The organism is Shewanella sp. MBTL60-007 (assembly GCF_019654915.1).
GTDB lineage: Bacteria > Pseudomonadota > Gammaproteobacteria > Enterobacterales > Shewanellaceae > Shewanella.
In genome coordinates this window covers 1-8,510 of the sequence record NZ_BPET01000102.1, presented here as the reverse complement: position 1 = coordinate 8,510, position 8,510 = coordinate 1, and the positions used below count along the sequence as shown (strand labels likewise).

The following is an 8,510-nucleotide window of genomic DNA, read 5'->3' as shown; positions in this document are numbered from 1 at the left end:
TTATATACAATGAGCTGAGGCCGCACTTAAGCTTGGGTATGAAAACACCTAATCAAGTGCATAAAAAAGACCAGCAGCAGAAGCTACTGGTCTAGTAAAAACCGTCAACCTATTTCAGGACGGGACAGACTAACTTTTTAACGAATTATCGCTAACTCAAATTAGAGCTTATAGTTTGCACCGAGGAAGAATGCACGACCTGTAGTATCATAGTAACCATCACCGTCATATACATAGGGATTACGTGGTGGTTCTAGGTCAAATGCATTCAATACACCAAAGCGTAAAGAGAAGTCATCTGTAAAGTCATACGAACCAGTGAAATCCCAAACTGTATGCGATGGAATATCATTGTAGTTGTTGTTCTCAGGCTTCCACTCATTATCTTCAACCGCTGAATGGCGATAGTTAGCACGCGCTTCTAGACTTAGTGCATCATACTTCCAACCTAGGCTGAACATCGCCTTCCAACGTGGATCTGTGTATTCACCCACATCGACTTGTAAGTCTTCTTCAAATCCTGTTGGGTTATATTCCCACTGCTCTAGGTAAGTCGCAATCACGTGAATGCGGAAATCACCAAAGCTATCTGTAGGAATGTCGTACTGACCTTCAATATCCAGACCTTTTACGTTAAACGATGCAGAGTTAACTGGGCTCTGTACGAAGTCAATGATATCACCCGTCGTTGCATCACGAGTGAATAGATCACAATAGATGTTATCTAATGACTCTGAGTCGTAACAGTAGCGAACTGCTGTATCAACACCTATGTAGTTAATCGCATCATCAATTTCAAATGCCCAGTAATCGACTGTGATTGAGAAACCGTCTAGATAACTAGGCGTATAAACCGCACCAACAGTGTAATCGTTTGAAGTTTCAGCTTTTAGATCAGGGTTACCCGCATTGCTTCCTGGGTGGTTGCTTAGATACCACTCTTCTGTTGGGTTCCAGCCTTCTGGTAAGCCTGTAGCTTGACAGTTGCGCTTACGGTTAGCATCTGGACCTAACTCAACGTTGATCTTGTCGCAAACGTCAGTAAAGCTCTCAAAAGTTTGGATCTTAGGGCTAAATAACTCCCCAATATTGGGGGCTCGAACCGATTTAGATCGCGTCGCTCGAAAACGTAAATCTTCAATAGGTGCCCAATTTAAACCAACCTTCCAAGCATCATCTTGACCTGCAGTGTTGTAATCCATCCAGCGATAAGCTAAATCAAGGCCTAGATCGTGTACTAAGAAGGTATCTGACAATAGCGGAATACTAAATTCTGCGGCAAATTCAGTAACATCATATTCCCCACTCATTGGGTTAACTGTGTTACCGAAAATAGTACCATCGACTAACGCTTGATCAGGCTTTGTCTCAGACTCTTCTTTACGGTAATCGACACTAAATGCCGCGCTAACATAACCCGCAGGCACATCAAATAACGCACCGCTGACCACTAAGCCTGCACTGGTTTGAGTTGTCTTAGCAGTTTGCCCCGCACTGGTACCGACCCAATTGATTGCTTCTTGACTTGCTTGGTTTTCGCCAAGAAGGTTTAACGGAACACAACCTGCTGCACGAGCTTCGGCGTCACGGCAAACGATATTGCCATCTGCGTCAAAAACCGCATCTTTTGCGTCATTATAACGTTGATCCCAAATCTGCCCTTTCCACAGTGTCGTTTCTTCTAACTGGCCACGCTGTGCATGGAAAGCGTAATCCCAATCATCGCTAATCGCGCCCTCAATCCCCACTAAAAACCGCATTGTTTCACGGTCTTGGTTATAAGTACGGCTACCAAATTCCCTATCAAGACGTGCAAGATTAAACTTGCTCATTCCTGTATCAGCCATTAACTGCCTAGTTTCTTCAGGTAAAAAAGCATTATCTGCCTGAATAAAATTACTGGTGTGAAATACTGGAGTACTCTCACCATTTGACTGATAGTCTACATACGTAATTTCAGTGAAAATCTTATGACCATCATTAAGGTCGTAGTCTGTATTTAATGTAAATACCATACGCTCAAGTGGTGTACGAATTAGACCGTAATCAACCGGATCATAACCTTCACAGCTTGGACCACAGTAGTTGCCGTTGTTACCCGGACCAAGAATGACCCCTTCACCATAATCAAATAACCTCATCGAACCGTCATCTGCAAACGTATAACGATTATCATCATTCGCCACAAATGTACCAGCTTCATTAAGCCAAGATAATGGCTTGCGGCCTTCATAAAGAATACGCGCAGGTGCACCTTTTGAAGTATCAGGGTTATAAATACTGCCTACGGGGTTATCTAAAAAATTTCTGTCTGTTGGACGTAACTCTTTTTGTTCAGCGTAAGTAAAGTTAAATACCGTAGAAAGTTTGTCTTCTAAGAAATTTCCCCCTGCAGTGATAGAGAACTGACTCTCTTCACCACCACTTTGCTCCGGCTGAATATAAGAAGCATCAAACTCAACACCTTCAACATCAGTACGAGTGATAATGTTAATAACACCTGCGATTGCATCAGAACCATATACCGCAGACGCACCACCAGTAATCACCTCCATACGCGAGACCATTGCCGTAGGAATGGTATTCAAATCAACAGCAGAGTCACCATTCGATCCCGCAACAAAGCGTCGACCATTAACCAAAACTAATGTACGGTCAGATCCTAAACCACGTAAATCCGTTTTATTTAACCCATTGGCGAAAATATAGTTATTAGATGTTTCAGGAGAGATCCCAACGGTCGACGATGGTAGCTTGTTCAAAATATCCGCTACATTCGTTATGCCCATATCCATCATTTCTGCACCAGTAATCACGGTTACTGGTGTCGGAGAAAGCTCCCCTATTCGTTTAATTTTTGATCCTGTTACCTCGATTCTTTCAATGTTTTCACCTTCTTGCTCTGCAGCAAAAACGCCTGTACTAGCCATTAACGTTGTGCTTGTTGTTGCAAAAATCGCAATCTTTACAGCATGACACAAACTATTTATTTTCATCATATTCAACATTCCTTCGTTAATTACGAACTTCATCATTCAGAGTTATTGATTGACCAAATTCATTAACTAGGATTGTCCTTGCACCTTCTCCAAGCCAGACAACCATCAACTACGAACTTATGCTATGTCAATTTTTGGCAAACAAAATATGTAACATTTATTTACAACACTGAATATATTGAAAAAAATACTTACAAGAATAAAACTGTAGAAGCGATGACTGAATAATTAATATGATTAAGGCAGCAAAAGATCCATCTACTGATGTAAGTGGTTTAAGACTGAAACAAAAAAGCCCCATCAAAAGATGAGGCTTAACTATTTATCTACACTGCCCTAATTGATTAATGACTTGATGAGTGGCCATGAATACGATGCTTAGTTACAAAGCTCACTAATAAACACATGATAAAGACGACCCCATATAACCCATTACCAGTTAGCTTGACGTGGTTATAAAGATACCCGCAGCGCATTTTATATCACGCTGGTTTCGTATTGGGGCGTGGGTATGACCTTAGGCTACACATTAGCGCGCACCGACATCATAGTGCCGCATATGGGAGCTCAAGGCTTCTGGATTGGCTTGATTGCAGGTTTAACAACTGCAGCAGTGCTGTTCGCGCTGCGCCTTAGATATGTTCAAAAAGCAGGTGCTGTACATTCAGCACTTTAACCTGCTGTTCAGTGCAATAGTAAAGGGCTAACTTAGCAATGAGTTAGCCCTTTTTTAATTCATCAATATTATCCAACTTTTTCAACACTGTCTCGGCCTCATCCAGATTTTAGAGTGCAAGTACTGTGTAAAAACGGCTATAAGCTAAAGATGTTAAGCCATATCGCTAAACTGGATTCGTGTCGGATAAATTTGACTGCCACTATTCATGCTTTGCATAATTCGCTGCATTAGTTCATCTAAAGACTTAAGATCTTCATCACTCAGTGCTTCAACCATTCGTCGCTCTTTTTGATGCAACACTGGCATAATATCCTCAACCAAAGCCTTGCCTTTCCCAGACAATATCACTAGTTTGCTGCGTTTATCTTCTGGATTATCTATCCGCTCAATCAGCTCCATTTTTTGCAAACGAGTCAGAACCTTAGTTAACCCTCCAGAGCTAAACAGCATGCTTTGATAGAGATCTGTCGGCGATAAAACATGGGGCGCAGGATTGCGGCGCAGACAGGTTAACAAATTAAAGTCAGCGCTTTGCAAGCCAAATGATTCGACACACTCTTTGATAATTTGAATAAAAATATTATTAACTTGGGTAAGCCGTAGTAACGCTGGGAATGAGGTCTTTGCACATTCTGGCCAGTTGTCTTGGTTCAACTGTAAAATGTCTTCCATGCCCTTTTCCATTTGCTCTACCTCTAATTATATAAAATCACCTCTCAATATACCTTGCTAGAAAGACAAAATCCACCTAGTATCTTTCTGGAAAGATACATTGCTGTTTGTATTTTAAAGAAATAGCAATAACTCCCAGCTAGTAGCAGATTAACCGAGTTCGTGAAGTAAGTACTACATGGTCAAGGCTAATTAACTAATGGTGCTTCCTGCCACCTCCAAAGAGAGTTGGTATATAACAATAGAGAGTGATGATATGAGAACGATTAACACGAGCAAATTAGCGTTGACTTTCGCTATTGCGTTAACAGGTTGTGGCAGTGATGATTCACCCGTAATCCCCGAAATTGAAAATCAGGCACCTATAGCTGTCGCTGATACTGCGACAGTTTATCTTGGTACACATGAAAGAATTGACGTACTGGCTAACGACTCCGATCCTGAAGACCAACAGCTAACACTGACACGGGTGGAGATTATTGAAGGTACAGGGTCAGCATCGCAACACGGTAACGACATTCAGTTTACTCCCGAAAAAGTAGGCACGACTGTTATTGAATATATAGTCGCAGATCTACAGGGAGCCACAGCAAGCAGTACATTAGCCATTACAGTACTTGATCCAAAGCAGGATAAAGCGGATTTCGTAGGCTCGCAAACTTGTGTGAGCTGCCATACAGATAAAGCAACCTTCTTTGAGACAGGTCATAATTTTAAGCTCAATAAAGTCGTCGACGGTAAGGCTCCAGAATACCCATTTAGCAATATCGATGGTGTTGTAGAGCTCATGTATGAAGCCAACAATAGCCTTGGCACGCCTAATAGTTGGGATGACATAAGCTATGTAATTGGCGGTTATGACACTTGGGCTAACTTTATAGATAAAGATGGTTTTATTTTATCGGGTAAAGGGGTTGCCGTCTCTTTGCCACAAAATGGCGATGACATTTCCATTAATCATATTCAGGGATACAAGCCCGATTCGGCTCCAGACTCACAGCAATTTGATTGCGGCCTTTGTCACTCCACGGGTTGGAAAGATTATACGCCTGACTCAGACCTTAATCCGCACCATCAGGATGGCTTAAAAGGGTTCGCAGGTACCTATAATCAAGCAGGGATCCAGTGTGAAGCTTGCCATGGTGCAGGTAGTATTCATATCAAAACACGTTCTCCTGATGATATCTCACGTGTTGCACAAGGGCGTTTAACTTCAGACTTAGTAAAAGATGATATGGGTTATGGCTTAGCTATTACCTGTTCTGAGTGCCACTCAAAGAAGACTAATCGGCACTACCCAGACTTTGTCAGTGAACATAATAAAGACTTTGGCGGCGACACTATTGGTGGTCGATCAATTCCGTACTTTGATGGTGGTCGATTAGCCGGCGATCATATGCTTGGTCTTGATGCGAATACAGGTATTGCAACAGGTAAGAAGCGTAATATGGCTTGCCATACATGTCATAACCCTCACCGTTCAAAAGCCAATGAGGATCAACCCGGTCACGAAGATGCAATGGTGAAAACATGTACTGATTGCCATAGCAATAAGACGTTCGTTTCAGAGCTTAAGGTGCATGAGTTTGCTGCAAAATGTACAAACTGCCACATGCCCAAGAGTAACCACTTCTTTAAAATTAACTTGTCTTTACCATCTGATAGTCCAGAAAATTTTTCAGCTGATGGCCAATACGTTCAACCATGGAACGTTGCTAAAGACAGTTGTGGAAGTTGTCATGAGAACTACGACGAGTTAGCAGCAACAATTAAGAAGATGCATAACTAAAACGAACCAAGACATCAGGAAGTCTGAGCACCAGATAAAGATAACTTGATAATTTTCGTTAGAGTTGAAAACTGTTAAAAGGTAGAGGGTTTACCTTCTTACAATCAGTAAAGAGCTAAAGTTAATTACTTAGCTCTTTTTATCATTAAATTAGATCACCTCTTCTAAATGTATCTTAATTATTCCACTCCCCCCCACCTGAATGCTTATTACACCAATCCAGAATAAACGTAATCAGGCTTCATTCGAAGGCTAGCTAACTTTGCGATAAAAACACTTAGAGTGAAATAACAAAAAGCCCCATCAAAAGATGAGGCTTAACTATTTATCTACACTGCCCTAATTGATTAATGACTTGATGAGTGGCCATGAATACGATGCTTAGTTACAAAGCTCACTAATAAACACATGATAAAGACAACCCCATATAAGCCGTTACCAGTTAGCATTGCTGCATGTGCCCCATAACTCTTCACAATTGGGCTGGTAACAACGAAAGTCAACATCGTACCTATACTGCCACATAATAAAATAAAATTAACAATACGAGGTGATGCTTCTTTGGTTTGCTGTGATGCCAGAGTAATGATAGTCGTATAAATTGCGCTACTGAAGAAACCTAATACTGAGATGATAATAAGTAAATGCTCAGTATTTTTATCCATATTGAACCAGAACATTAATCCAGTGGCTAAAGCAGAAAGCACCAATACAAAATATTGAATATCAAATCGTTTCATTATCATACTAAAGGCCCACATGCCAAGCATGTATGCTCCCCAGAAATAACTCAGTAACTGACCCGCTTCATTTAAGCTCATACCCAACGATTTAGTTGCATATTCAGGGAGCCATGAAATAAAAGCCATTTGCCCTAAAATATAGCAAAGTGCTGCAATCGCTAAAAATAAAATACCTAACCCCCACCTCTCTTTTACCGCTTGCTGTTGTCCGTCAGGCTTAACCAGCGTTGGAAACTCACAAATAAGTGCCAGTATAAAGATAACTAGGTAAATCATGCCAATGGCAACATATACCCAATACCAAGCAACACTATGTGCGAGTAAAGCAGCCGAGATTAGTGGGAAAATCATACCAGCCATACTGAAAAATGAATCAGTAAACAGCAATCGTGAACCACGTTGTTTACCATGATAGAGACGAGTGATTAAATAAGTACCAATTGACATGGTAATACCACTAACCAGCCCAAGAACAAACATGCTACCGGAGAAGATTGCGAGATTATGACCAAACATTAGCCCTAATACCGCCAATGCCATCAGGATAAAACCAAAAATCAGCTGCTTTTTCAGTGAAATGATTTCCATTAGCCATACATTAAGGAAAATAGAAATTAATACACCCGTATTCAAGAATGTAAAAGTGTTACTCATGCTGGAGATAGGCAAATTGAAAAATTTAGCAATATCCCCCATCACAATCCCGGTGACAATAATCAAAGATCCTGTTAATGCATAGGATAAAAAGCTTATCCATGTAAGTAGGATGCGATTGCGGTCGGTCATAGCAAGTCCTGTATAGGTAAAAATAGAATAAAAAAAATCGACTTTTAAAAGTCGATTCAAACTAAGTTATTTTAACATGATACAAGTTGTTACATTGATGAGTTTCGTAAAAAGGACCAAAATAAATTAGTCCAAGATAATTAATTTTACGTTCTATACACTCACGAATAAACATCAAAAACAATACAAAAACGAAGTGAACATACAACCAACACTAACAACATATTTGCAATGCGGCTGATATTATATATACCGCTAGTTAGGCTTAAACAATTGCAGTTCAAATGAACAAAGGTACATAAATTAGTTTTCTCAGTCCTGCATGTTAGTTATTTATTTTATAAAATTGATTACGGAAGTAGGATTACTCTCATCAAAAGAGTGATAAGGATCTTATCCCTATTTTTTTGGGCATAAGTTTATAAAAAGCTGCTCTCGACGAGCTACCAAACTGCTCCATCCCGCGTCCGTATAAACACAAAAAAACAAAATCAGCAAATTTCAGACACAAAAAAACCAGCTTTCGCTGGCCTACATATCACTTTATTCTTTAAATAAAGAATTGGTTGCGGGAGCCGGATTACTTTTTATAAAGAAGTAGCGACGACCTTCGCCTAGCTTTCATAAAGAGTTGAGCCCGACGAGCTACCAAGCGGCTCCATCCCAATTTGTTTCTCTACACTTACGATGCAAGTAACAAAATCAGCAAATTTCAGACACAAAAAAACCAGCTTTCGCTGGCCTACATATCACTTTATTCTTTAAATAAAGAAGTGGTTGCGGGAGCTGGATTTGAACCAACGACCTTCGGGTTATGAGCCCGACGAGCTACCAAACTGCTC

At 40.5% G+C, this 8,510-nt stretch carries 4 protein-coding genes and 1 pseudogene; 2 read left to right on the top strand and 3 right to left on the bottom strand.

Annotated elements, in window-relative coordinates:
- Positions 1 to 161: 161 nt before the first annotated feature.
- Complete coding sequence (locus K5Q92_RS23065; RefSeq protein ID WP_220771172.1) at positions 162 to 2,999, bottom strand: TonB-dependent receptor domain-containing protein; 2,838 nt, start codon at positions 2,997 to 2,999, stop codon at positions 162 to 164.
- Positions 3,000 to 3,447: 448 nt separating this feature from the next.
- Here K5Q92_RS23065 and K5Q92_RS23060 point away from each other — a divergent pair.
- Positions 3,448 to 3,675 (top strand): annotated as a pseudogene (locus K5Q92_RS23060) (MATE family efflux transporter); the annotation flags it as partial.
- A 153-nt stretch (positions 3,676 to 3,828) separates the two neighbouring features.
- Here the strand turns inward: K5Q92_RS23060 and K5Q92_RS23055 are convergent.
- On the bottom strand, positions 3,829 to 4,350 hold the full coding sequence (locus tag K5Q92_RS23055) for a MarR family winged helix-turn-helix transcriptional regulator (protein WP_259649684.1): 522 nt from the start codon (positions 4,348 to 4,350) through the stop codon (positions 3,829 to 3,831).
- Positions 4,351 to 4,606: 256 nt separating this feature from the next.
- Between K5Q92_RS23055 and K5Q92_RS23050 the strand changes: the two genes are divergently transcribed.
- Positions 4,607 to 6,139 (top strand): Ig-like domain-containing protein, encoded by a 1,533-nt coding sequence (locus K5Q92_RS23050; protein WP_220771170.1) that lies wholly within the window; start codon positions 4,607 to 4,609, stop codon positions 6,137 to 6,139.
- Positions 6,140 to 6,486: 347 nt separating this feature from the next.
- On the opposite strand, the gene tsgA is transcribed toward K5Q92_RS23050, so the two are convergent.
- Complete coding sequence (gene tsgA, locus K5Q92_RS23045; protein ID WP_220771169.1) at positions 6,487 to 7,668, bottom strand: MFS transporter TsgA; 1,182 nt, start codon at positions 7,666 to 7,668, stop codon at positions 6,487 to 6,489.
- Between the last annotated feature and the right edge of the window lie 842 nt (positions 7,669 to 8,510).